The sequence below is a fragment of the Mucilaginibacter aquariorum genome (genome assembly GCF_024498135.1).
Classification (GTDB): domain Bacteria; phylum Bacteroidota; class Bacteroidia; order Sphingobacteriales; family Sphingobacteriaceae; genus Mucilaginibacter; species Mucilaginibacter aquariorum.
The window spans coordinates 1,865,929-1,889,057 of the sequence record NZ_JANHOH010000001.1; the positions used below are offsets into that span (position 1 = coordinate 1,865,929).

22 protein-coding genes are annotated in these 23,129 nt (G+C 43.1%); 16 read left to right on the forward strand and 6 right to left on the reverse strand.

Annotation, left to right across the window (positions count from 1 at the left end; translation table 11 throughout):
* The first annotated feature begins 82 nt into the window (after positions 1–82).
* The gene (locus NPE20_RS07990) at positions 83–937 is read left to right on the forward strand and encodes an aldo/keto reductase (protein WP_256538089.1); all 855 of its coding nucleotides are present in this window, start codon (positions 83–85) and stop codon (positions 935–937) included.
* A gap of 72 nt (positions 938–1,009) precedes the next feature.
* A complete protein-coding gene (locus NPE20_RS07995; protein ID WP_256538090.1) occupies positions 1,010–1,408 on the forward strand; it encodes a hypothetical protein in 399 nt (132 codons plus the stop codon).
* A 3-nt stretch (positions 1,409–1,411) separates the two neighbouring features.
* Here the strand turns inward: NPE20_RS07995 and NPE20_RS08000 are convergent, their stop codons facing one another.
* On the reverse strand, positions 1,412–1,705 hold the full coding sequence (locus NPE20_RS08000; RefSeq protein WP_256538091.1) for a YciI family protein: 294 nt from the start codon (positions 1,703–1,705) through the stop codon (positions 1,412–1,414).
* A gap of 141 nt (positions 1,706–1,846) precedes the next feature.
* Between NPE20_RS08000 and NPE20_RS08005 the strand changes: the two genes are divergently transcribed.
* From NPE20_RS08005 to NPE20_RS08030, 6 genes are all read left to right on the forward strand, one after another.
* Positions 1,847–3,016, forward strand: coding sequence for a galactokinase (locus NPE20_RS08005; protein ID WP_256538092.1), 1,170 nt, complete (start codon positions 1,847–1,849; stop codon positions 3,014–3,016).
* A gap of 24 nt (positions 3,017–3,040) precedes the next feature.
* Positions 3,041–3,577, forward strand: a complete 537-nt coding sequence (locus NPE20_RS08010; protein WP_256538093.1) for an RNA methyltransferase — start codon at positions 3,041–3,043, stop codon at positions 3,575–3,577.
* A gap of 159 nt (positions 3,578–3,736) precedes the next feature.
* Positions 3,737–4,747 (forward strand): Kelch repeat-containing protein, encoded by a 1,011-nt coding sequence (locus tag NPE20_RS08015; protein WP_256538094.1) that lies wholly within the window; start codon positions 3,737–3,739, stop codon positions 4,745–4,747.
* A 109-nt stretch (positions 4,748–4,856) separates the two neighbouring features.
* Complete coding sequence (locus tag NPE20_RS08020; protein WP_256538095.1) at positions 4,857–5,528, forward strand: YdeI/OmpD-associated family protein; 672 nt, start codon at positions 4,857–4,859, stop codon at positions 5,526–5,528.
* A 96-nt stretch (positions 5,529–5,624) separates the two neighbouring features.
* On the forward strand, positions 5,625–5,996 hold the full coding sequence (locus tag NPE20_RS08025; protein ID WP_256538096.1) for a BlaI/MecI/CopY family transcriptional regulator: 372 nt from the start codon (positions 5,625–5,627) through the stop codon (positions 5,994–5,996).
* Positions 5,993–7,321, forward strand: a complete 1,329-nt coding sequence (locus NPE20_RS08030; RefSeq protein ID WP_256538097.1) for a M56 family metallopeptidase — start codon at positions 5,993–5,995, stop codon at positions 7,319–7,321. Before NPE20_RS08025 ends, NPE20_RS08030 begins: the two co-directional genes overlap by 4 nt.
* A gap of 218 nt (positions 7,322–7,539) precedes the next feature.
* On the opposite strand, the gene NPE20_RS08035 is transcribed toward NPE20_RS08030, so the two are convergent.
* The 5 genes from NPE20_RS08035 to gltB form a co-directional block, all read right to left on the reverse strand.
* Positions 7,540–7,698 carry a hypothetical protein gene (locus tag NPE20_RS08035; protein ID WP_256538098.1) on the reverse strand — a complete coding sequence of 53 codons (159 nt, stop codon included), beginning with the start codon at positions 7,696–7,698 and terminating at the stop codon, positions 7,540–7,542.
* Between the two features lie 47 nt (positions 7,699–7,745).
* A complete protein-coding gene (locus tag NPE20_RS08040; protein WP_256538099.1) occupies positions 7,746–7,967 on the reverse strand; it encodes a hypothetical protein in 222 nt (73 codons plus the stop codon).
* Positions 7,967–8,470, reverse strand: a complete 504-nt coding sequence (locus tag NPE20_RS08045; protein WP_256538100.1) for a hypothetical protein — start codon at positions 8,468–8,470, stop codon at positions 7,967–7,969. Before NPE20_RS08045 ends, NPE20_RS08040 begins: the two co-directional genes overlap by 1 nt.
* 222 nt (positions 8,471–8,692) lie before the next feature.
* Entirely contained in the window at positions 8,693–10,174 is a 1,482-nt protein-coding gene (locus NPE20_RS08050; RefSeq protein ID WP_256538101.1) for a glutamate synthase subunit beta, read from the reverse strand.
* A gap of 8 nt (positions 10,175–10,182) precedes the next feature.
* A complete protein-coding gene (gene gltB / locus NPE20_RS08055) occupies positions 10,183–14,706 on the reverse strand; it encodes a glutamate synthase large subunit (protein ID WP_256538102.1) in 4,524 nt (1,507 codons plus the stop codon).
* 251 nt (positions 14,707–14,957) lie between these two features.
* Here gltB and NPE20_RS08060 point away from each other — a divergent pair, with 251 nt between their 5' ends.
* From NPE20_RS08060 to hisH, 8 genes are all read left to right on the forward strand, one after another.
* Entirely contained in the window at positions 14,958–15,449 is a 492-nt protein-coding gene (locus NPE20_RS08060) for a D-glycero-alpha-D-manno-heptose-1,7-bisphosphate 7-phosphatase (protein WP_256538103.1), read from the forward strand.
* Between the two features lie 5 nt (positions 15,450–15,454).
* A complete protein-coding gene (locus NPE20_RS08065; RefSeq protein WP_256538104.1) occupies positions 15,455–15,892 on the forward strand; it encodes a DUF4844 domain-containing protein in 438 nt (145 codons plus the stop codon).
* Positions 15,893–15,901: 9 nt separating this feature from the next.
* Positions 15,902–17,449, forward strand: coding sequence for a hypothetical protein (locus NPE20_RS08070; protein ID WP_256538105.1), 1,548 nt, complete (start codon positions 15,902–15,904; stop codon positions 17,447–17,449).
* Positions 17,450–17,859: 410 nt separating this feature from the next.
* A complete protein-coding gene (gene hisG, locus NPE20_RS08075) occupies positions 17,860–18,711 on the forward strand; it encodes an ATP phosphoribosyltransferase (protein ID WP_256538106.1) in 852 nt (283 codons plus the stop codon).
* 83 nt (positions 18,712–18,794) lie between these two features.
* The gene (hisD, locus tag NPE20_RS08080) at positions 18,795–20,084 is read left to right on the forward strand and encodes a histidinol dehydrogenase (RefSeq protein WP_256538107.1); all 1,290 of its coding nucleotides are present in this window, start codon (positions 18,795–18,797) and stop codon (positions 20,082–20,084) included.
* 108 nt (positions 20,085–20,192) lie between these two features.
* On the forward strand, positions 20,193–21,239 hold the full coding sequence (hisC, locus tag NPE20_RS08085) for a histidinol-phosphate transaminase (protein WP_256538108.1): 1,047 nt from the start codon (positions 20,193–20,195) through the stop codon (positions 21,237–21,239).
* 75 nt (positions 21,240–21,314) lie between these two features.
* Positions 21,315–22,457 (forward strand): bifunctional histidinol-phosphatase/imidazoleglycerol-phosphate dehydratase HisB, encoded by a 1,143-nt coding sequence (gene hisB, locus NPE20_RS08090; protein ID WP_256538109.1) that lies wholly within the window; start codon positions 21,315–21,317, stop codon positions 22,455–22,457.
* 78 nt (positions 22,458–22,535) lie between these two features.
* Positions 22,536–23,126 carry an imidazole glycerol phosphate synthase subunit HisH gene (gene hisH / locus NPE20_RS08095; RefSeq protein WP_256538110.1) on the forward strand — a complete coding sequence of 197 codons (591 nt, stop codon included), beginning with the start codon at positions 22,536–22,538 and terminating at the stop codon, positions 23,124–23,126.
* Positions 23,127–23,129: the final 3 nt, after the last annotated feature.

Consider the following 23,129-nt stretch of genomic DNA (forward strand, 5'->3'; position numbering starts at 1 on the left):
ATATGACAATTTTATGAGCTATTGCATCGAACAATAAAGCTTACTTAGCGTTAATCAATTTTATCATAAGATTTTAATAATTATGAGTAACGCAACAACATTTAACATAGGTGGCCAACTTAGCGTTAACCGTATAGGTTATGGTGCCATGCGCATTACAGGCAAAGGCATTTGGGGCCCGCCAAAAGATAAAGAGGAAGCTATCCGCGTTTTAAAACGGGCTGTAGAGCTTGGTGTTAATTTTATTGATACTGCCGATAGTTACGGTCCGCATATTTCTGAAGAGCTTATCGCCGAGGCACTTTATCCCTACCCAGCCGATCTGGTAATTGGAACAAAAGGTGGTTTGCTACGTACCGGCCCTGATCAATGGCCTGTAAATTCGAGTCCTGCACATTTAAAAGAAGCATTGGAAGGCAGCTTAAAACGCTTAAAGCTGGATCAGATCGACCTGTATCAACTCCACCGTATTGATCCTAACGTACCCGCCGAGCAAAGTTTTGAATTTTTAAAACAAGCCCAGGCAGATGGTAAGATAAAACACATTGGTTTATCGGAAGTGGACATAGACGATATTAAGAAAGCACAAGATTACTTTGAAGTGGTATCGGTGCAAAACATGTACAGCGTTGATAACCGCAAATGGGAAGGTGTATTAAACTATTGCGAGGATAACAACATCGCATTCATCCCATGGTTCCCCCTTAATGCAGGCAATGTAGCGAGCCAGGAAAAACTGCAGGAGGTGGCTGATAAGCATGGCGCGACTGTACATCAGGTAGCATTAAGCTGGTTATTGAACCATTCAAAAAACATACTATTGATACCGGGAACATCAAGTGTTACACACCTTGAAGAAAACATGAAGGCAGCAGATATCACATTGGATGCCGAAGATACCGACGAATTGGACGGTATATCGCCGCCCGTAGGATAATTCGAAGGATCATTAACAAAAAAGGATGCTGAATATTCAGCATCCTTTTTTGTTATATGTACTTTTGCCGGGATGAAAAGCAAAGAGGAAATTCTGAATAGTTATTATTCGCAGGGTGCAGATGGCATGCCAGAAATAGCTGCCGATGGATTATTAAAGGCCATGGAAGAATACAGGCTACAAGCTGAAGAAGCTGCTTTTAACGCCGCCCGCGAACTTAATGGCGCCCAACCTACCTTTGCAACCTTTGCAGATTATAAGGCTAGCCTCGAAGCTGAAATTGAACAACAACCAAAAGAAGACACCGTAAGGCTCGTAGCGGATAGTATTATAGAACAATTCCTGCCTGATAACCCTAATGAACAAACCTTCGAATTTCGCTTAAAAACGGAAGGTGCTTATTATATCGCCCATTATGCAAGAAACTCAGCCGGCGCCTGGGAATACCAAAAAGCAGAAGTTGCAGAATAAACGTTAGCCTACATTAGCCACTTTGAACGGCTTCACATCAACTGTTTCCCATATTTTTTGGGTGATGTATGGTTCGCGCTGTTGCCATGCCTGTAGTTCTTCCTCGCTTTCAAACTGCACTATCATTACCGATCCTATCATTTTACCTTCATCGTTAAGGATGGCCCCTCCTACCACATAATTACCACTCGCATTTAATTCTTTAGCGCCATCTAAATGATGGGGCCGAACATTCATGCGGCGTTCAAGGGCGCCTTCGTCGGTGTAATCGTATGCAGTAACAATATATTGGTTCATGTTTAGCTATGTTTTATAACAGATAATTAACAAATAAATGCAAGTTCTGTTTAGGATGCAAATAACCTAGCAAAAAAACCATTTAGGGTAACAAAATAACTGTATAATTTACAATATTTGCTTTCCAAACAACAACCAATTATGAAAGCTGATCTGCAACAGGAATTTGTTAAACTATACGGTAAAGAAGCAACTGATACTTATTTTTCGCCAGGCAGGGTAAACCTGATTGGTGAGCATATTGATTATAACGGCGGCCTGGTTATGCCATGTGCAATTACCTTTGGCTCTTACTTACTTATATCTCCAAATAACGATAACGTTTTCCGTTTTAAAAGTCTTAACTTTTCTGAGCAGGCAGAAGTGCCTTTAAACGCCGATCATAAAAAAACAGGCGAAGTTTGGTATAATTATCCTGTAGGTGTTATAGCTCATTTTCAGAATGATGGCAAAGATCTGCAAGGTTTAGATATGCTGTTTTATGGCGATATCCCAATCGGTTCAGGCCTTTCATCATCGGCGTCAATTGAAGTAGTTACAGCATTTGCCCTAAATGACCTGTTTAACGCCGGATACAGCAAATTGGACCTGGTGAAGCTATCACAAGCGGTCGAGAATAAATTTATCGGTGTAAACTGCGGTATAATGGACCAGTTCGCGGTTGCTTTTGGCGAAAAGGACAAAGCCCTGATGCTTAATTGCGACACGCTGGAATATCAGGCGGTTGACAGTAACCTTGGCGATTATCTGCTGGCTATCATCAACACAAACAAACCCCGCAAACTGGCCGAATCTAAATACAACGAACGCGTACAGGAATGCCAAACAGCGCTTGCTGCCTTAAAACAGGAACTGGACATTAACTACCTGTGCGATATCGATTCAGAAACATTTGATAAACATAAACACCTGATAACCGACGCCGTTGTACAAGGCCGCGCCAAACACGTTGTAGAAGAGAACGACCGTGTAAAACTGGCCGCGAAAGCATTGAGCAATAACAACCTGGCCGAATTTGGCCGCCTGATGTATGCATCGCACCAATCCCTGCGCGATTTGTACGAAGTAAGTGGCATAGAATTGGATACCGTTGTGGATTATGCTAAAACCAACCCAAATGTTGCAGGTGCACGTATGACGGGTGCAGGCTTTGGTGGTTGCGCAATAGCTTTGGTCAAAAAAGAATCCTTTGATAAATTCAGCGAGGAGGTTAGTGCACATTATACCTCTAAAATAGGCTATGCACCATCTGTTTACGCCTCGTTAATAGGTAATGGCGTTGGTGTATTGAATGAAGTGGTAAAATCGTAATTTCGCGGTTTACCATTTCGATATATGCGCAAGTTAAAACTGGACGAACTCAACCGTGCTACTGTAGATGAATTTAAAGCGCAGGATAAACTGCCTGTAGCCGTAGTGCTTGATAATGTGCGCAGTATGCATAATATCGGTTCCATCTTCCGCACATCCGATGGCTTTGCTGTAGAACAGATCTGCCTGTGTGGTATAACCGCCCAGCCTCCGCACCGCGAGATTGAGAAAACTGCTTTAGGCGCTACACAATCTATCAACTGGATGCATTTTGAAACGCCCCTACAGGCCGTTGAAGCACTGCGCGCTGATGGTTACAAAATAATAGCCATTGAACAGGCCGAAAACAGCATTATGCTGAACACCTTTGCCCCGGCCGCTAATGAAAAATACGCGTTAATATTTGGTAACGAGGTAAACGGCGTAAGTGACGAGGTGATGCAGCAGATTGATGCCTGCATAGAAATACCCCAGTTTGGCACCAAGCATTCCTTTAATATTGTAGTATCAGCGGGTATTGTTTTGTGGGATTTTTACTCGAAAATAGTTCATGGCAGATAATCCATAGGGAATACCAATGAAAGTTTGCTAAACGGCGCCCCCCTCAATAACATTTCTTAGGGATCTCGGCGTTTATGTTAATCCGATGATAATCAGAAAATTAAATTTTTTTATTTAGTTTTTATTGTAACTTTATATAATAAACCTATTTGAATTGTTATGCCTAAATTAAATCTGGCGATAATTTCAATCTTATTGCTCTTCGCCATCACCTCATGTGAAAAAACAAATGTTGAACCGGGTACGGAAAACAATACCGATACCACAAAAGTAGCCCCGAAGGGCTGGACGCAGCTGCAAAATTATCCGGGTACCGCACTTCGCTGGACGTTTGGATTTTCCGCGGGTAATAAAGGATATGTTGTTGGCGGGCAATATGAGGGATCTTCTGGCAGTGTCGCCAATGTATTTCAATACGATGCGTCGGCTGATAATTGGTCGCAGTTAAATAACTATCCCGGGAAAGGAATGGGGCTAATGGCCGGATTTTCAATAAACGGCAAAACATACCTCGGCACCGGGTTTAACTATAGTACAAATCTTTTAAACAATGATTTTTGGGAGTACAATCCTTCTAATGACACCTGGACAGAAAAAGGAAATTTTCCCGGCGGCAACAGGCAAGGCTCCATATCTTTCTCAATAGGCGATTATGGATACTTGATCGGCAGCCTTTCGCGAACAAAACAGGATGTGTGGAAATATGCGCCGACTATGGATGAATGGACCCAAATGACAGATTATCCCGGAACGGGCATTGCCGAAATGATAGGTATTTCTGTTAATGGCAAGGCTTATGTTGGGGGAGGTACCAGTGCAGACGATGTTGTTAGTGATTTTTGGGAATATGATCCTGCTCTTGACAAATGGACAAAAAAAGCCGATATTATTGAGCCGCTTTATAACCCTGTTTCTTTTACTAAAGGCAACAAAATTTATGTTGTTGGTGGGATTGGCCAAAATTTAAAATTTCGTAAAGATGTGTTGGTATATGATACAGCAACGGATGCATGGACTAAAGCCGAGGATTTTAAAGGACAGGAACGGTCAGCCGCTGTTGGATTTGTAATTGACAACACCGCATACTTCGGCCTTGGGGCAAGCAGTAAAATTGCTGGCGGGGCCACATATCCGGTAGCCCTTAAGGATTTTTGGAAATTTACCCCTTAAGTTATTTTGGCTATGTAACTTCAAAGCCGTAGGGGTATCCAATTAAAATATGACTACCATTTAGCTGAAGGTAATGAATTTGCAGCTGCCCCGAACTATTAATATAACCATGAACCAACCCAGCCCTCTCGCCAAAAAACTGCTTATAAAACCCGGCCAGCGCTGGCTTGTGATGAATGCCCCCGAAGATTACCTTGCAACGCTTGAGCCAATTCCCGACGATGTGACAATTAAATTTGACATAAGTGGTAGCATCGATGGCGTACAGGTTTTTGTTAAAAATAGTGGTGAACTGGCGCAAGCTTTGGATCAATTAAAGCCTGTTCTAACTGATGACACTATATTTTGGATCGTTTATCCGAGGAAAAACTCGGGTATTGATAGCGATCTTTCAATGATGAATAGCTGGCCGGAAGCCGAGCAACATGGCCTGCGCCCGGTTGCTGCTGTAGCTATCAACAATATTTGGAGTTCTCTGCGTTTCCGTCCTGAGCATTTAGTGAAAAAGTCGAGCACCAGTAAAGAAGCCATCCGAAAAGAAAACGATTACTCGGCTTATATCGACGTTGACAAAAAACAAATAACCCTTCCACCCTATCTGCACGAAGCGTTAGCCGCTGCGCCTGTAGCTATGGCAACCTATAAGAAACTCGCCTGGTCGCATCGCAAAGAATATGTGGTGTGGATATTGAGTGCCAAGCAGGAAGAAACCCGTATTAACCGCATCACCAAAATGGTTGATATGTTATTGGCAGGCAAGAAAAATCCGTCAGATAAGTAAACCATAATCCTTTTTTCAAATAAATTTTCATCAAGTCTTGCATTATTTAATTTTATCTCTACATTTGTAGAGTATAATGTAAATTTGTAGAGCAATATGAAACTTTCGAAAAAGGAAGAAGAATTGATGGAGTACCTCTGGTCGCTTGAAAAAGCGTTTATGAAAGATATCCTGGATGAATACTCCGAGCCAAAACCTGCTACCACAACCATTGCTACCCTGCTTAAGCGCATGGCCGATAAGGGTTTTGTGGGCTATACAACCTACGGTAATTCAAGGGAGTATTACCCACTTAAGGCCAAGGCCGAATATTTCTCTACGCACGTAAATGGCCTAATCAAAAACTTTTTTAATAATTCGGCATCGCAGTTCGCATCTTTTTTTACCCGTGAAACCAACCTGTCGGAATCAGAGTTGCAGGACCTTAAAAAAATCATCGACCAGGAAATTCAAAAAAAGAAAAAATGATAGCATACCTCATCAAATCGGCTGTATGTTTAGTGCTACTGCTTGCAGCCTACCTTTTGTTATTAGAGAAGGAAAAGATGCACCGCTTTAACAGGTTTTTCCTGCTGGCAGGCCTGGTGTTCAGTTTAACCATCTCCGCAATAATTATCAGGTTGCCACAGGCAGCAGTGCCGAATGTACATATTTTGCCTGTAAACTATGTTATTGATGAGGGCACACCACAGTCCATACAAACCACGGTACAATCCGTGGAGATTGAAAATATGACTATAGGCAAAATGCTTACTATAACCGATTACCTGGCAATAGCTTATACTGTAATTGCTTTTATACTACTCATCCGCTTCGTTAAAAACCTGTACGACATCAATACTCGCATCCGCAAAGGGGAACGGCACCAATTTGAGAATTACAATGTGATTTTAGTCTCCGAGAATATTATCCCATATAGCTTTTTCAACTACATCTTTGTAAACAAAGCCGAATACGAAAGTGAAGTGATGGACCAACAATTACTGCTGCATGAGTTTACCCATGCTAACCAAAGACATTCTTATGATATCATGTTTATTGAACTGCTTAAGATAGTTTTTTGGTTCAACCCTATTTTTATACTCTATAAAAAGGCCATACAACTTAACCACGAGTTTTTGGCTGATGATGGTGTGTTGTCATACACCCACATCAATTTAAAAGCTTACCAGCGCCTGTTATTGTCAAAAGCCGGTTTTAGCCATACGCTTAACCTAACCAGCAACTTCAACTATTCTATAACTAAAAAAAGATTGATCATGATGAACCAAACCACACCTAAACTGAGGGCGATGCTAAAGGTAATTGCATTGGCACCTGTAATGACTGCACTGGTATTCGCATGCTGCATTAGAGCCGAAGCAATGGCAGTTAAAAATATACCTGCCCTTATTGATACCATACCACAAAAAGCAAAGGTTTTGTTCCCAAAGCCCGCAGGCAAAGGCCAATTCCTGGTACAGAGGGATAAAAACGGAAAAGATCTGAGCGCTGGCGAAAAGAAGAAAATTAAATTCCCGGCCCCCGGGAGCCTTTATAAACCTGTGAAGCAATCGCCGAACGCCCGCCAGCTACAATCATGGGCCAAAGGGTATATATATGGCATATGGCTTGATGGTAAGCATGTGAAGAACGATGCCCTGGCTAATTACACTACAAAAGATATAGTATTTTACACCAGCAGCCCATTAACAAAACAGGCTATTAACTATCCAAAGAATTATTTCCAGGTTGAGCTTTATACAGAGGATGGCTACAACGAAGCCTTTAAAACATGGAAAAGCAGACCGTAAAATCGATTATAGAATTAGATCAAAAAAGGCACTAATAAGGTGCCTTTTTTGTTTTCTGATAGTGTTGATTTAGCCATTGGTGTTATCACCAACAGACAAACAGCGTCTCAAAATAATGCTCCGTAGGAGCAACAGGTCGGTAGAGAAATCATCAATAATAATATTGCGTGCCGTAGGTACGCTACCTTTGATTAAGCCGCTTAGTTAGTGGCTCTTTATTATTCAAATTCTTCTCTTTCTAAATATTGTTCTTTTATAGTGAACTCTTTACCGGGGTTGGCCGCTTTAAAATATGCTAAACGCTTTAGTGCCAAAAATTCACTATCGCAAACTTTTAGTATATCATCGTCTTCGTTTAAAACTATAAATATCTTCATATATAATTAGTTATTGTTTTGTGTTAAAATGGCGACCATAGTCCTCTTTACATTTCCAGTTCATTATATTCGATGCCTTCATCAAAACTCTTCACCCATTCTAATAAAATAAATGAATGAAAGATTTTACGATTAGCCACCGAGCCGGTAAACCGCAAAACATCAACGGGGACAGTCTGCACCGCAAAATCCATACTGGTAAATAAATCTTTAAAATATTCCGACGCAATTTCTGCAAGTTTATCGGCTGTTAATTTTATTGTACTCATTAGTTTATTTTAAATTGTAATAACCATTCACCGGGGATATTTGCAAACGAACGACTAAATGACACTAGCAATAATTTTGAGCCTTGCTTTACCGCTGGTATAAAGGTACTGCCTTTGGCTTTTATATCGTCTGCCGATGCGGTAATATCAAACATTTTGGCATATACCGGGTACAGATCAGCAAACAAGCCGGTAATGTTTACTTGCTGTATGATTTTCTGCGCGGGTTTGCCCATATCGGCATCGCCACCTGTTTTACCTTGGAATAGCTCCATATTTACTAAGCGGTTTAATTCTGAGCTTTTTAGTTCATAAAGGTTGCGCCCGGCTTCATCAATCACCACCGTTTCACTAATAGTATAGCCATTGCCTAGACGGCCGCTAATATCCTTTGCCACACTATCGGCAGCCATCCAGTTTGCATTTAAGTATGGTGTGGTTGTTTGTGCTTTAGTAAGAAGCCCCGCCAATAAAAGAAGCGCGATAAGTATTGGTTTTCTCATAACCAAAGATAATGGTTAAAGCCAATTTAAATAAGGGTATTTATGTTGGAAGTATTGCTGGTTGGGCTTGTTAACTTTAAGTGAGTTTAAGACCTCTATTTGATTCACCCATCATAAAATCAAGCTTTAGCGCTTTTGCGTAAAACCTTATCCCTCCCACAAAAAAGCCCTTGCAGAATTAACTGACAAGGGCTCGGTTTATAACTGACTGACTTATTATTCTTAGTAAAATACCTGCTCAAACTGGTTTACAGCGTCTTTGCTTTCCAGGTTAGAGTGGCCCATCAAAAATTCATCTACCTTGCGGGCAGCCTCGCGGCCTTCTGATATTGCCCAAACAACCAATGATTGTCCGCGGCGCACATCGCCTGCTGCAAACACTTTGCTTACGTTGGTGCGGTAAACACCTTCTTTAGCTTTAACATTGTTACGCTCGTCAAGTTCAACACCCAATTGCTCCAGTGTGCCTTCAAACTGCGGGTTTACGAAACCCATAGCCAGGAACACCCGTTGGCAAGGTATCTCGCGCTCGCTGCCTTCAACTTCGTTGAATTTGATTGGGCGGCCCATCACATCTATCTCCCAACTAACATCGGTTACTTTAAGAGCTGTTAGGTTGCCATCAGCATCACCTAAAAACTCTTTAGTGTTGATACCCCAAAAACGCTCAACGCCTTCCTCGTGCGAGCTGGTGGTTTTTAAAACCATTGGGTAGGTTGGCCATGGCATATGCGGTGTGCGCTGCTCTGGCGGCTGCACCATCACCTCAAATTGCTTAACCGAACGTGCACCCTGGCGGTTTGATGTACCCACGCAATCGCTGCCTGTATCACCACCACCTATTACAACCACATCTTTATCTGTCGCTAAAATGTCTTCGCCTTCAACAGCAATGCTGCTAACGCGTTTATTTTGCTGTTTCAAGAAATCCATGGCGAAGTATACGCCTTTAAAATGGCGGCCCGGAATAGGTAAGTTACGCGGGATGGTTGAACCACCTGCCAAAACTACTGCATCATGGTTACGTACCACTTCATCAGCAGGGATGTTTTTACCAACCTCGGCGTTACATTTAAATTCAATACCATCCTCTTCCATGATCTGGATACGGCGGTCAATCACCCATTTTTCCAATTTAAAATCGGGGATACCGTAACGCAGCAAACCACCGGGGCGGTCGTCACGCTCAAATACGGTAACAGCATGGCCTGCTTTACTTAGTTGCGCGGCAGCAGCCAATCCGGCCGGACCCGACCCTATTACAGCTACCTTTTTGCCTGTTTTAATAAGCGGAGCAACCGGTTTAACCATGTTTTTAGAGTAGGCAACCTCTATGATATGTTTTTCAATTTCTTCGATAGCTACCGGTGGTTTGTTGATACCCAATACGCATGCCGATTCGCACGGTGCGGGGCAGATCCTGCCGGTAAACTCGGGGAAGTTATTTGTTGACGATAATATCTGGTATGCTTCATCCCAGTTTTTGCGGTACACGGCATCATTAAACTCGGGGATAACATTACCAAGCGGGCAACCCGAGTGGCAGAATGGTATACCGCAGTTCATGCAGCGTGCCGATTGCTGGTTTAATTTTTCATCAGAATACAAACCAACAAACTCATTATAATTTTTAACCCTTTCGGCAACAGGTGTTTTTTGGGGAAGCTCCCTGTTAAATTCCTGAAATCCTGTAATTTTTCCCATTATAATATTTAGCTTACGGTTTGATACTCTAATTTTTCTAACACTTTTTTGTACTCTTTAGGGAATACCTTCACAAATTGCGTTGAAACCTTACCCCAGTTTTTTAAGATGGATTGCGCCAGCTTGCTACCGGTTAAGTTAATATGCTTCTTCAGCAACACGGTTATTTGCTCTTCGTCTTTTAACGATAGTGGGTCAAGGTCAACCATTTCGGTATTGCAGTTTTCTGCAAATGTGCCGTTAGGGTTATAGATCCAGGCAATACCGCCGCTCATACCTGCTGCGAAGTTCCTTCCGGTTTCGCCAAGGATAAGGGCACGGCCGCCGGTCATGTACTCGCAACCGTGGTCGCCAATACCTTCTACAACCGTTGTAGCGCCCGAGTTACGCACCGCGAAACGTTCGCCTGCCATACCTCTTACAAACAGCTCGCCGCTGGTTGCGCCATACAGGGCAACGTTACCTATCAGAATGTTATCCTCGGGTTTAAAGGTTGCGTTTGCTGCCGGATAAATGGCTAATTGCGCTCCTGAAAGGCCCTTACCTACATAATCGTTAGCCTCGCCTTCCAGTTCAAAAGAAACACCTTTTGTAGTGAAAGCGCCAAAGCTTTGCCCTGCAGATCCTTTAAATTTATAGTTGATGGTATTGTCAGGTAAACCTGCAGAACCATATATTTTCGAGATCTCGTTTGATAACAGCGTACCAATAGTACGGTCAACGTTCTTAACATCAAATGTTGCAAATACAGGGGTCTTATCTTCTAAAGCCGCTTTCGCGTTCTTCAAAAGCTCCCAATCCAGTATAGCATCCATACCATGGTCTTGTTTTTCGCTGTTATAAAGCGTGCTGCCCTTTGCGGTAGTAACCGGGTGAAGGATAGCCGACAAGTTGATGGTTTTCGCTTTCCAGCTTTTTAAGCCTTCTTTAACCTTCAAGAACTGAACGCGGCCAACCATTTCGTTAATGGTACGGAAACCAAGCTCCGCCATAATCTCGCGTAACTCTTCGGCCATAAAGCGGAACAGGTTTACAACGTGATCCGGACTACCACTAAATAATTTCCTTAGCTCAGGGTCTTGCGTGGCAACACCAACCGGGCAGGTATTTAAATGGCATTTACGCATCATGATACAGCCGCCTGCAACAAGGGCTGCGGTTGCAACACCCCATTCTTCAGCACCCATCAAAGTAGCAATAGCCAAATCTCGACCGGTTTTTAGCTGACCATCTGTTTGCAATACCACACGGCTGCGCAGTTTGTTGCGTACCAATGTCTGGTGTGCTTCGGCAAGGCCAAGCTCCCATGGTAAGCCGGCGTGTTTTACTGAGCTTATTGGCGATGCACCTGTACCGCCATCATAGCCGGCAATCAAAATAACATCTGCGTGTGCTTTGGCAACACCCGCGGCTATAGTACCTACCCCTGCTTTTGATACCAACTTAACGTTGATACGCGCGGCACGGTTAGCGTTCTTTAAATCGAATATAAGCTGCGCCAGATCCTCTATCGAGTAAATATCGTGGTGTGGTGGTGGCGATATTAAACCTACGCCTGGCGTAGAGTGGCGTGTTTTTGCTATCCACTCGTCAACCTTATGGCCCGGCAGTTGCCCGCCTTCGCCCGGTTTAGCACCTTGCGCCATTTTTATCTGCAGCTCATCGGCATTGGTTAAATAGTTGGAGGTTACCCCAAAACGTGCCGATGCCACCTGTTTAATAGCCGAACGCATCGAATCGCCGTTTGGCAATTTATCATAGCGCATTTCATCTTCCCCCCCCTCGCCGGTATTGCTTTTGCCGCCAATGCGGTTCATGGCAATAGCCATTGTGCTGTGTGCTTCGTGCGAGATAGACCCAAACGACATGGCGCCTGTTGCAAAGCGTGTCATGATGTTCTCAATCGGTTCAACCTCATCAATGCTTATGGCTTCGCGATGGTGGGCAAAATCAAGCAAACCACGTATAGTGAAATGCTTATCTGTTTGCTCGTTTATCGCGGCAGCATAGTTTTTATATACATTATAGCTGTTGCTGCGGGTTGCATGCTGCAGCAAGTGTACCGTAGTTGGGTTAAACAAGTGGGCTTCGCCGCGGCGCTTCCACTGGTAAATACCACCTTCGGGCAGTAAATGATTTTCTGTTTTAGGGCTGTTAAAGCCTATTTTATGCTTGCAAAGCGATTCTTTGGCAATCTCATCCAAACCAAGGCCTTCTATACGGGTAACCGCGCCGGTAAAATAACGGTCAACCACCTCTTTGTTCAATCCAAGAATTTCAAACACCTGCGAACCGTGGTACGATTGCAGCGTTGAGATACCCATTTTTGAGAAGATCTTCAGCAAACCGTCGTTAACCGATTTTACATAGTTTTTGAACAGGGTTTTAAGATCAAGGCTGGTTTCTAACTGATCGTTATTTCTTAAGGTTTCGATAGTAGAAAGTGCCAGGTATGGGTTAATAGCCGTAGCACCAAAGGCTAACAAAGTAGCAAAGTGGTGAACTTCCCAAACATCGCCGGTTTCGGCAACAATACCTACCGCGCCACGACGTCCTTTTTTAATTAAGTGGTGATGCACGGCAGATACAGCCAGCAACATTGGTATAGGTGCATGCTCCGAATCGATAGCACGGTCGCTTAGTATCAATACCTCAAACCCATCATCAACAGCATCTTCGGCATAGCGGCAAAGCCTTGCAATACCTTTTTCCATCGAACCGGCGTTACCATCTGCATTGTAATAAGTTTGCAGCGTTTTAGCGTGGAACAACCCTGTATCTATCGAACGTAATTTCTCTAATTGGTGATTCTTTAATATAGGGTGGTTGAGCACAACACAATGGCAGTGCATTTTATCCTCATCCAATAAATTACCGTTGTTACCAATAAAGGTAGCCAAACTCATTACCAAACGCTCACGGATAGGATCTATCGGCGGGTTGGTAACCTGTGCAAAAAACTGTTTAAAGTAACTGGACAGGTGCTGAGGTTTATCAGACAAGATAGCCAAAGGTACATCAGTACCCATAGAGCCAATTGGCTCTTTACCATCCAATGCCATTGGTTTGATAATGGTATCTATATCCTCGCGGCTGTAACCAAATACCTGCTGGTAACGGTAAACAGCATCAGCGCTCAGGCTGGCGAACGATAAACGTGGCTCAGGTAAATTACCCAAACGGATCTTATAATTATCCAACCAGGTGCCGTAAGGCTGCTGGCCAGAGATCTCTTGCTTAATTTCTTCATCTGTTATGATCTTACCTTTTTCGGTATCTATCAATAACATTTTGCCGGGTTGCAGGCGGCCTTTACGGATAACGGTACTCTCGTCAATTTTTAAGGTACCGGCCTCTGATGCGGCTATAACGCGACCATCGTTGGTGATCACAAAACGCAGCGGGCGCAGGCCATTACGGTCAAGCAAGGCACCCACCAGTTTACCATCGGTAAAGCTGATAGCGGCCGGACCATCCCATGGCTCCATTAAGGTAGCGTGGTATTCGTAGAACGCCTTTTTAACTGGGTCCATTTGTTCGTTGCCATCCCATGCTTCGGGGATCAGCATCATCATTACATGTGGTAATGAGCGGCCGGTGTGCAGCAATATCTCGATTATGTTATCCAAACAGGCAGAATCAGACTGATTGTTATCAATAACCGGCAAAAGCATCTCCATTTCTTCGTTTGTGAAGTAGGCCGATACGAATGATTTTACGCCTGAGTAGAACCAGTTAAGGTTACCTGTAAGCGTGTTTATCTCGCCATTGTGTGCAATTAAACGGAACGGCTGAGCAAGTTTCCACGATGGGAAAGTATTGGTTGAAAAACGCGAGTGGATTAAGGCCAGGCCCGATGTAACGCGTGAATCGGCCAGATCAGGGAAATACTGACGTAGCTGGTAAGTGGTTACCTGCCCTTTGTAAATAATGGTTTTACAAGAGAAAGAGGTAAAGTAAAAATGCTCGGCAGCTGCCGGGATAGTTTCAGTAACGGTTTTATTTATATAGCGACGCAATACGTAAAGTTTGCGTTCAAAATCGTCGGTATTTGTAACGGTACGCGGGCGGGCAACAAAAAGTTGCTCGCTGTCAGGCTCGGCCTGGCGGGCGGTTTCGCCAATAACAGATGAATTAACCTGCAGCTTGCGATAACCCAGCATTTCAAAACCCAGTTTTTCAACAGCAGCAGCAATAATTTTACGACTTGCTTTCTTCAAAGCAGGTTCTTTTGGGAAAAAGATCATACCAACGCCGTATTCACCCGGCTCCGGTAAACTGATCTCCAGATCAGAACATTCTTCCATTAAAAACTCATGTGGAAGTTGAATTAGAATACCTGCACCGTCTCCACTTTCGGGGTCGCAGCCGCAAGCGCCGCGGTGCTCCATATTTTCTAACATGGTTAATGCATCGCTAACAATACTGTGCGATTTATGACCGTTAATATTGGTTATAAACCCTGTTCCGCAGGAATCATGCTCAAATTCCGACCTGTATAGGCCCTGCTGGTTGCCATCTGTTTGATCCATTCTTTTATCCGCTTTTTTAATGACGCGGGTAATAACGAAATTACCAAATTTTCATATTTTTATAAAATGCATATTAATTTTTTTAATTTTATTAAAATAATGACCTTTTTTTGCGATTTAATTATAAAGGCGACAATAATTGTCGGCTTTATGTATGAATTTAATAATTCTTAATGTTAAATTAATATGCACACATAGTAAATAAGCTTATTAAACTAATTTTGCCAAAATTGACTTATACCATATAATGTATGCCCGAAAAAATTAAAGCAGTATTTTTAGATCGTGATGGGGTTTTAAACCAGGAAATGGGCGATTACGTTTGCCGCATGGAAGATTTCCATGTACTTGATAATTTTGATGCGCTGAAGGAATTACAGGACCGCGGATACATGCTATTAGTAGCAACCAACCAGGGTGGTTTGGCCAAAGGCTGGTATGATGAGGCCGAACTTTCTAAAATGCACGCGCATTTAAAACAAGTGTATCATGATAAAGGTGTAGAGATAACCGATTTCTTCTACTGCCCGCATCACCCCAACTTTACCGGCGACTGCGATTGCCGCAAACCCAAACCAGGATTACTTTTGCAGGGCATCGAAAAATATAACATCGACCCATCAAAATCATATTTTATTGGCGACCGCGAACGTGACGTTGAAGCAGGCACGGCTGCCGGTGTAAAAGGAATACTAATAAACAGCGACCAACCGATAAGCACTATTTTGGATTTGATAGATTAAATGCAATGAAAAAACTATTAGGTGTTATATTAGTTTTAGTAGCTTTAGTACATAACATTGCATCGGCCCAGGATGAAAATTACCAGGCTAAACAACAGCTCCATCAGTTTAAACTGAAAACCAAACTACAACCCGAAAGCGGTGAGGTTAATTTTCGAGGTTTATCAAAACCCGAGCTGCAATCCAAACTAAACAGCTTATTAAATGTTGCTGCTGATGAGTTTATCAAAATATTAAACGACGGCCCTACAGATAAAAAATTTCAGGAAAGTATAGCGCAGGGTTTAACCCGCTTTAATCCATTCTATACAGACCTAGACACAGAAGATAAAACACGCATCTGTACTTATTTTGAAGAATTAATGGACGATGTGGGTCTTGAAAGCTCAGGAGGAGTAATAAACAAGTGGATGTATGGCTTTGACCCTACTGTAAAACAGTAAATTATTTAAATGCAGATATCAGATAAATTAAAAAACTACGACACGCTGCTATTTTCGGCGATAGCCTTTTACGCCATATACCTGTTCACAAGTTACAGCGGTGTAGGTATCTCGCCCGATTCTATTATGTATACCAGCGCGGCCCGTAGCTTTGTGGCAAATGGTACGCTGCTTACCTTTAATCATATCCCTATTGTTGATTTCCCGGTATTTTACCCACTGTTTCTAGCGGCTATCAGCTTTATAACCCGTGTAGACCCGGTCGCCTTTGGCGCCACGCTTAACATGATCTTGTTTGCTACGTTGATATTTACCAGCGGGTGGATCATGTCGCGCTTTGTGCCTGTATCACACGTGTATAAGTGGCTGGTGCTGGCGGCCATAATACTTAACCCCGGTTTGTTGCAGGTTTACTCCTACCTATGGTCGGAGACATTGTTTATTCTTGAGGTATTATTTTTCCTTATCGTTTTCCGCAAATACCTGTTAACCCATACTGTTAAATGGCTTGTTGCTGCCGCCGCTATTGCCGCTGTTGCTTGCGTTACCCGATACGCTGCTGTAACCATTGTAGGCACAGGCGGTTTAATATTATTGCTGGACAGGAAACTGCCTATAAAGAAAAAAATAGGCCATATATTAATATATGGTTTCATCTGTATATCGTTACTGGTAAGCAATTTGGTGTTTAATGCCATGCACACAGGTACCGTAACCGGCCCTCGCGAACCATCTATTACATCTTTCGGTAAAAACTTATTCTACTTTGGTTCGGTGTTTTGCGAGTGGATGGGGATGACGCCTGATATGTATCCGGTGTTTGCTACGCCAATTGCCATTATCATACTGGTTGGCTTTATAGCCGCATTAGCCTACAATTACACTCGCCGCAAGCTGGATAGCTTTGAGAATTTGGCTATCACCTTTGCACTGATATACGGGTTGTTTATTGTGCTGTCATCCACCTTTTCGCGCTACGAGCGTATTAATCCGAGGTTATTATCGCCTATGTATATACCTGCTTTATGGGGTTATACCAGTTGGGGTATGCTGTTTTTAAAACGTATAGCGGTTAAACAAACCCGCACCATAGTGGCTGCCGTATTTATATTACTGATGCTGGGTTATATCACCAAGATATACATGGTTGATAAAAAACGCTATAACGAGCAAATAGCCGACGAGTACGGCAACCCCGGCTATACCGATAATAGCTGGATGGAATCGGAATTCGCGAATTATCTAAGACATATAGATAAAGGTATGTTCAATCCAAAAGTTACTATTTACTCAGATGCGCACGAGGCGGTTTACTTTTTCTCAGGCCTTTCATCCTACCTGGTGCCGCATAAATTTTTCAAAAAAGATGTGGCTAAATTCTACCAGATAAAACGCTTCTACCTCATTTGGTTCAATAACCTGGAAAACCCCGAGCTGATCAATATCAAGGACATCCAAAAGGTAAAAAAACTAAAAGTAATTAAACAGTTTGAAGAAGGTGCCATTTATGAGTACGAGGGTGAAATGCCGACGGATGCTGTCACGCAAAAACGCTAAGACGCATTGATACGTTCATGCAGTCGCTCGGCTCCAGCCGAGTGACCATTATTATAAGGCCTCCGGCCGCCTCAATTAATTACACTGCGGCGGGCAGCATTAAAAATAATAGAAATCGTTTAATCCTATAAATCACGGTCAAATTTACATAAGCACTTATACATTTTGCCATTCTTCCAAAAAAGCGTACTAAAAATTGAATTTTTGATAATCATTTTCACATAAAATTTTGATTTAATAAAATAGGCTATATATTTGCATCGCTGACCAACGGCATCAATACAAAAAAATGAACGGACTTAACACATATCATTTACATCTGCACCATCACCACCATGTGGTGATCAGATAATATATGTTTCTACGCGAAATATCGTCCTCCGTTTATATTCATTCCTTAAAATCAATTTGTGAAAACACTAAAAATAGCGATCCAGAAATCGGGTCGGCTCAACGAAAAATCCGTTGAATTATTAAAAAATTGCGGCCTTAATTTTGAAAATTATAAGAGCTCGCTGATATCTCCCGTATCAAATTTCCCGTTAGAGATTCTTTTTTTGCGCGATGATGATATCCCCGAATACGTACAGGATGGCATTGCCGACCTGGGCATAGTTGGCGAAAATGTTATACAGGAAACCGAGGTTGAGGTAAGCTACCTGCAAAAACTTGGCTTTGGCAAATGCTCGCTAAAAATTGCGGTGCCAAACAATAACACCATCACTGATATTAATCAACTTAACGGCAAGGCAATTGCTACTACCTACCCTGTTATCCTTGGCAAATACCTAAAGGAAAAAGGTATCACATCAGATATTCGCACCATATCTGGTTCTGTAGAGATCTCGCCGGGTTTGGGCTTAAGCGATGCCATTTGCGATCTGGTATCAACCGGTGGCACGTTAAAAAGCAACGGGTTAATGCCTTTTGCCGATGTAATGAGCAGCGAAGCAGTATTAATTGGCAGCAAAGGCAGCGAGGATAATCATTTGGTGCAAGAATTGATACAGCGTATACAATCTGTACTGCGCGCCAAAGAAACTAAATACGTGGTATTGAACGTTGAGCGTAAAAACCTTCCTGCTGTTTTAGCTTTATTGCCGGGGGTAAAAAGCCCGTCAGTAGTGCCCTTGGCAGAAGGCGACTGGGTGGCGGTACATACCGTTATCCCCGAGCGCGATTTTTGGGACAGGATAAGCCAGCTAAAACAAGCAGGCGCGCAAGGTATTGTAGTAATGCCGATTGAGAAGATAATATTATAGTATCCAGTTTGCAGTGGGCGGTTTGCAGATAGCATCTATGCATCTTTAAACCGGCAACTGCCAACTGATAACTGCCGACTGACATGGAGACATTCAATTATTCAGACTTAAGTAAAGCGGATATTTCCCGCCTGGTGCAGCGCAATGTAGACCCGGCCAATGAGATACGTGATTTGGTGGAGGATGTAATAGCGCACGTTAAACAAAATGGCGACCGTGCCCTGTATGATTACGCTTACAAGTTTGATAAAGTTGAGCTAACCAAACTTTACCTGGATAAGGCGGAGCTGACAGAAATTGCCGCTGCGGTATCTGCCGAGCAGCAGGAAGCTTTGCAAATTGCTTACTCCAACATCTACAAGTTCCATAAGGCACAAATAAGACCCGAGGATAAGGTAGAAACCATGCCCGGCGTAACCTGCTGGCGCGAATTAAGGGCTATTGAAAAAGTAGGGCTCTATATCCCGGGCGGTACGGCCGTATTGCCATCTACCTTTTTAATGCTGGGTATACCAGCACGTATTGCAGGCTGCAGCGAAATTATTGTTTGCTCGCCCCCGCAAAAAAACGGCAAGGTAAATGCTTTTATAGCTTATGTAGCCTTAATGCTCGGTATCAATAAGGTGTATTTAGCAGGTGGTTCACAGGCTATAGCGGCCATGGCTTACGGTACCGAAACCATCACTAAGGTTGATAAAATATTTGGGCCGGGAAACCAGTTTGTCACCAAGGCCAAAACTATCATCCAGTCAACCACTACCACAGCTATTGATATGCCCGCTGGCCCGTCAGAAGTTTTGGTAATTGCTGACAGAACCGCAAAACCGGCCTATGTAGCCGCCGATTTGCTGGCACAGGCCGAGCATGGGATTGATAGTCAATCGATATTGGTTTGTACATCAGAAAGCATCGCCCAGGCAACGTTAGCCGAAGTTGAAAGACAGCTACAGATTTTGCCCCGTGCCGAAATTGCCAGGCAGGCGCTTGATAATTCGTACGTCATCGTTACTCAAAATTTGAATGAAGCGATGGATTTCAGCAATCAGTACGCGCCCGAACATTTAATTTTGGCTACTGAAAACTGGAAAGAAATAACGGATAAGATCATTAATGCAGGTTCGGTATTCTTAGGCAATTTAACCCCTGAAAGTGCCGGCGACTATGCATCGGGCACCAACCATACCCTGCCTACCAGCAGTTATGCAAGGGCGTACTCGGGTGTATCGGTAGATTCTTTTGTGAAGAAAATCACCTTTCAGCATTTGACTGAAGAAGGCATACAAAATATAGGGCCATCGGTAGAGATACTGGCCGAAATGGAAGGCCTGCATGCGCATCGGAATGCGGTGAGTGTAAGGATGAACGATAAATAAATTAATAAACGCGTCATTGCGGTGAAAGCCTTACCTAAACCCTCTCCTTTGGAGAGGGCAGGGTGAGGCTAAACGCCTCGCAATGACGGCTGGAAATAAAAGAATACAATGTTTGATATAAATACCATACTTCGCCAAAACATCAAAAACCTAACGCCCTACTCCTCTGCACGGGATGAGTACACGGGCGAGGCCAGCGTATTCTTAGACGCGAACGAGAACGCGTTCGGTTCGCCGTTAAGCAATGCTTACAACCGCTACCCCGACCCTATGCAGCACCAGGTAAAACTACGCCTAAGCTCTATTAAAGGTGTGCCGGTACGTAACATATTCTTAGGCAATGGTAGCGACGAAGCCATCGATATCCTGTTTCGCAGCTTTTGTAACCCGGGAGTAGATAATGTGATCATTGTACCACCCACTTACGGCATGTACCAGGTATCGGCCAACATCAATGATGTAGAGGCCCGCAAGGTTCTGCTTACCGAAGAATACCAACTGAACCTGGAAGGTATTGCCGAAGCTATAAATAAGAATACTAAACTGATTTTCATCTGCTCGCCAAATAATCCAACCGGTAATTCTATTAACCGCGATGATATTGAAACCCTGCTGGCCAATTTCAACGGTATTGTGGTGATCGACGAAGCATATATTAATTATAGTCGCCAAAAAACCTTTATACAGGAACTTACCGAATACGCCAATTTAGTCGTGCTGCAAACCCTATCTAAAGCGTGGGGCTTAGCCGGCCTGCGTGTGGGCATGGCCTTTGCCAGCGAAGAAATTATTGAGGTGATGAACAAAGTGAAGCCGCCGTACAATGTTAACGAAGCTTCGCAATTACTGGCCCTTGAAGCGCTTGGCAATGTAGCGCAGGTAAACGCGTGGATAAAGGAAACTTTAGAGCAGCGCGATAAACTGGTGTTAACTTTAAAAGACTTTGATTTTGTGCTGGATATTTACCCGTCTGATGCCAACTTCATTTTGGTAAAAACAACAAACGCCAGAGCTATTTACGACTTTTTGGTACAGCACGGCATCATCATTCGCGACCGCTCAAAAGTAGAGCTTTGCGAGGGCTGCCTGCGTATTACCATTGGCACCCCTGCCGAAAACAATACACTGATAGAAACCTTGCAAGGCTTCAATTGATACCTCTATAGGAATTGCTTATACACATAAAGAAATCACTAATTCAATAAATCAATAATTCAATAATTATATAGTATGAGCAAGCTGCAAAAAATACTTTTTATTGACCGCGATGGCACTATCATCAACGAAACCGCTGATGAGCAAATAGATTCTTTTGAAAAACTGGAGTTTTACCCGGGCGCATTACAGTATCTGCCAAAAATTGCTGCCGAGCTGAATTATGAGCTGGTAATGGTAACCAATCAGGATGGTTTAGGCACGGCATCCTACCCTGAGGATACTTTTTACCCGGTGCATAACTTTATCCTTAAAACATTTGCAAACGAGGGCGTGCACTTTACTTATCAGGCTATTGACCGTACCTGGCCTGCAGATAACGCCCCAACGCGCAAACCGGCAACCGGTTTATTAACCCAGTACTTGGACGCGGGAAAATACGATCTAAAAAACTCCTTTACCATTGGCGATCGTAAAAACGATGTGTTACTGGCCAAAAACCTGGGTGCAAAAGCTATCTGGTTAAACAATAAGTCGGGCCTGGGCGATAAGGAGTTTAAGACAGAAACTGATATTGCTGATGTTGTGGCCCTGCAAACTACTGATTGGAAAGAGATCTACGAATTTTTAAAACTGGGCGAACGTGTTATCGAACACAGTCGTGTAACTAAAGAAACCGACATCCACATCAAAATAAACCTTGATGGAACCGGCGAGTCGAAAGTATCAACCGGCCTGCATTTTTTCGATCACATGCTTGACCAGATTGCCCGCCACGGCGGTATAGATCTGGAAGTTACAGCTAAAGGCGATCTGCATATAGATGAGCACCATACCATTGAAGATACCGGCATTGCCCTGGGCGAAGTTTTTTCTAAGGCTTTAGGCAATAAAATGGGGATTGAGCGTTATGGTTTTTGCCTGCCTATGGACGACTGCCTTGCACAGGCTGCAATTGACTTTGGCGGACGTAACTGGATTGTTTGGGAAGCTGATTTTAAACGCGAAAAAGTGGGTGATGTGCCAACAGAAATGTTCTATCACTTCTTTAAATCGTTTAGCGATGCGTCAAAATCTAACCTCAACATAAAGGCCGAAGGACAAAACGAACATCACAAAATAGAAGCTATATTTAAAGCCTTTGCAAAAGCCATTAAAATGGCCGTAAAGCGCGATGTAAACAAAATGGTTTTACCTTCTACAAAAGGACTTTTGTAAAGAGTTGGCAGTTTGAAGTTAGCAGTTTGCACACATTGCAAGTTGCCTGCAAACTGCCAACTATAAACTGCAAACTGAATGATTGGCATTATACGATACGGCGCCGGGAACATCTTCTCACTTACTGCTGCTTTAGAGCGGTTGGGGATTGCCTATGGCATGGTAAATACCGAAGCCGATTTTGAACAGTTCGACCGTTATATTATACCCGGTGTTGGGCATGCGGGTGCTGCCATGAACAAGCTGGAACAAACCGGGCTGGTGCCAAAAATAAAATCGCTTAACAAACCTACCCTGGGTATTTGTGTGGGGATGCAATTGCTTACCTCGCATAGCGAAGAAGGTGATGCCAATTTGCTGAACCTATTTCCTATAAAAACCCTCAAATTTACAAGTGATGGCTCTTTTAAGGTGCCGCATACCGGCTGGAACCAGGTTTTCCCCGAAAAAGAAAACCCATTATTTGAAAATATTCCCGCCGGATCACATTTTTACTTTGTACATTCATACTTTATTGAGTATGATCAATTATACACTTTATCGTCAACCAGTTACATAAATAAATTTTCGGCATCAATTTGGCATGGTAACTTTTACGGTGTGCAATTTCACCCCGAAAAATCAGGTACTTATGGCGAAACATTATTAAAAAACTTCTCAAAAATTTAAATC

Coding starts and splice junctions, on each gene's coding strand:
- hisD (WP_256538107.1), top strand. CDS start 18,795: ATGGAGACATTCAATTATTCAGACTTAAGTAAAGCGGATATTTCCCGC.
- gltB (WP_256538102.1), bottom strand. CDS start 14,706: ATGGATCAAACAGATGGCAACCAGCAGGGCCTATACAGGTCGGAATTT.
- hisH (WP_256538110.1), top strand. CDS start 22,536: ATGATTGGCATTATACGATACGGCGCCGGGAACATCTTCTCACTTACT.
- NPE20_RS08050 (WP_256538101.1), bottom strand. CDS start 10,174: ATGGGAAAAATTACAGGATTTCAGGAATTTAACAGGGAGCTTCCCCAA.
- NPE20_RS08000 (WP_256538091.1), bottom strand. CDS start 1,705: ATGAACCAATATATTGTTACTGCATACGATTACACCGACGAAGGCGCC.
- NPE20_RS08040 (WP_256538099.1), bottom strand. CDS start 7,967: ATGAGTACAATAAAATTAACAGCCGATAAACTTGCAGAAATTGCGTCG.
- NPE20_RS08060 (WP_256538103.1), top strand. CDS start 14,958: ATGCCCGAAAAAATTAAAGCAGTATTTTTAGATCGTGATGGGGTTTTA.
- hisC (WP_256538108.1), top strand. CDS start 20,193: ATGTTTGATATAAATACCATACTTCGCCAAAACATCAAAAACCTAACG.
- NPE20_RS08025 (WP_256538096.1), top strand. CDS start 5,625: ATGAAACTTTCGAAAAAGGAAGAAGAATTGATGGAGTACCTCTGGTCG.
- NPE20_RS07990 (WP_256538089.1), top strand. CDS start 83: ATGAGTAACGCAACAACATTTAACATAGGTGGCCAACTTAGCGTTAAC.
- NPE20_RS08010 (WP_256538093.1), top strand. CDS start 3,041: ATGCGCAAGTTAAAACTGGACGAACTCAACCGTGCTACTGTAGATGAA.
- NPE20_RS08015 (WP_256538094.1), top strand. CDS start 3,737: ATGCCTAAATTAAATCTGGCGATAATTTCAATCTTATTGCTCTTCGCC.
- NPE20_RS08035 (WP_256538098.1), bottom strand. CDS start 7,698: ATGAAGATATTTATAGTTTTAAACGAAGACGATGATATACTAAAAGTT.
- NPE20_RS08030 (WP_256538097.1), top strand. CDS start 5,993: ATGATAGCATACCTCATCAAATCGGCTGTATGTTTAGTGCTACTGCTT.
- NPE20_RS08070 (WP_256538105.1), top strand. CDS start 15,902: ATGCAGATATCAGATAAATTAAAAAACTACGACACGCTGCTATTTTCG.
- NPE20_RS07995 (WP_256538090.1), top strand. CDS start 1,010: ATGAAAAGCAAAGAGGAAATTCTGAATAGTTATTATTCGCAGGGTGCA.
- NPE20_RS08020 (WP_256538095.1), top strand. CDS start 4,857: ATGAACCAACCCAGCCCTCTCGCCAAAAAACTGCTTATAAAACCCGGC.
- NPE20_RS08005 (WP_256538092.1), top strand. CDS start 1,847: ATGAAAGCTGATCTGCAACAGGAATTTGTTAAACTATACGGTAAAGAA.
- NPE20_RS08065 (WP_256538104.1), top strand. CDS start 15,455: ATGAAAAAACTATTAGGTGTTATATTAGTTTTAGTAGCTTTAGTACAT.
- NPE20_RS08045 (WP_256538100.1), bottom strand. CDS start 8,470: ATGAGAAAACCAATACTTATCGCGCTTCTTTTATTGGCGGGGCTTCTT.
- hisB (WP_256538109.1), top strand. CDS start 21,315: ATGAGCAAGCTGCAAAAAATACTTTTTATTGACCGCGATGGCACTATC.